The sequence below is a fragment of the Streptomyces sp. GC420 genome, assembly GCF_009916105.1.
Lineage (GTDB): Bacteria > Actinomycetota > Actinomycetes > Streptomycetales > Streptomycetaceae > Streptomyces.
This window is the reverse complement of record NZ_JAAAXQ010000742.1, coordinates 1-1,418: the sequence shown is the minus strand read 5'-3', so window position 1 is coordinate 1,418 and position 1,418 is coordinate 1. Positions and strand designations below refer to the sequence as shown.

General features: G+C 70.0%; 1 protein-coding gene. It reads left to right on the top strand.

The window, feature by feature from the left end:
- Positions 1-51 precede the first annotated feature (51 nt).
- Complete coding sequence (locus GUY61_RS38305; RefSeq protein ID WP_166634892.1) at positions 52-1,374, top strand: ABC transporter substrate-binding protein; 1,323 nt, start codon at positions 52-54, stop codon at positions 1,372-1,374.
- The last annotated feature ends 44 nt before the right edge of the window (positions 1,375-1,418 follow it).

Below are 1,418 nucleotides of genomic sequence, written 5' to 3'. Positions count from 1 at the left end.
CACTCGCAGCACCCACACCGCACACCCGTCTGCCCTCCGAAGGGACAAACCATCATGAGACCACGCATATCCCTGATCGGCTGCTCGCTCGCCCTCGCCCTCGGCGCCACCGCCTGCGGAGGCGGCCCCACCACCCCGGCGGGTGAGGGAAAGAAGGAGCTCTCCGGACAGACGGTGACCGTGGCGGGCGTCTGGACCGGCACCGAGCAGAAGAACTTCCAGAAGGTGCTCGACGCCTTCTCCGCCGAGACCGGCGCCAAGACGGAGTTCGTCTCCACCGGCGACAGCCTCTCCACCGTCGTCGGCAGCAAGATCGAGGGCGGTGACGCCCCCGACGTGGTGATGGTCCCGCAGGTGGGCGTCCTCAAGCAGTTCGCCGAGAGCGGCTGGCTGGAGCCGCTCTCGGCGAAGACGCGGAAGGAGGCCGCCACCAACTTCGCCGAGGTCTGGCAGGAGTACGGCACCGTCGACGACACCCTCTACGGCCTGTACTTCAAGGCCGCCCACAAGTCCACCGTCTGGTACGCCCCCGACACCTTCGAACAGGCGGGCGTCGAGCCGCCGAAGAGCTACGAGGAGATGCTGGAGACCGGCCGCACCGTCGCCGACTCCGGCCTGCCCGCCTTCGCCGTCGCCGGGGAGGACGGCTGGACCCTCACCGACTGGTTCGAGAACATCTACCTCTCCCAGGCGGGTCCCGAACGGTACGACAGCCTCGCCGCCCACGAGATCCCGTGGACCGACGACACCGTGGTCAAGGCGCTCACCACCCTCGGCGAGCTCTTCGCCGACAAGGAACTCGTCGCGGGCGGCGGCTCGGGCGCGCTGCGCACCGACTTCCCCACCTCCATCGAGAAGGTCTTCGGCTCCGACCCCGAGGCCGGCATGGTCTACGAGGGCGACTTCGTCGGCGCCGTCGCCAAGGAGCAGCACGGCAAGAAGATCGGCGAGGACGCGCTGTTCTTCCCGTTCCCGGCCGTCGAGGGCGGCGGGGCACCGGTGGTCAGCGGCGGTGACGCCGCCGTGGTCCTCAAGGACGGCAGGAACAAGAAGGCCGGGATGAAGCTCCTGGAGTACCTGGCCACCCCGGAGGCCGCCGAGGTGTGGGCCGCCGAGGGCGGCTTCCTTTCCCCCAACACCCGGCTGGACATGAGCAGCTACGGCGACGACACCGCCCGCGCGACCGCCGAGTCGCTGATCGAGGCGGGGGACTCGGTCCGCTTCGACATGTCCGACCAGGCCCCGGCCGCCTTCGGCGGCACCAAGGGCGTGGGCGAGTGGAAGATCCTCCAGGACTTCCTGCGCGACCCCTCCGACCCGAAGGCCACCGCGGTCAGGCTCGAAGCCGCGGCAGCCAAGGCGTACAAGGGCTGAGGGGCGGGGACATGGCACACCACCCCGGAGGATCCCCCCGGATC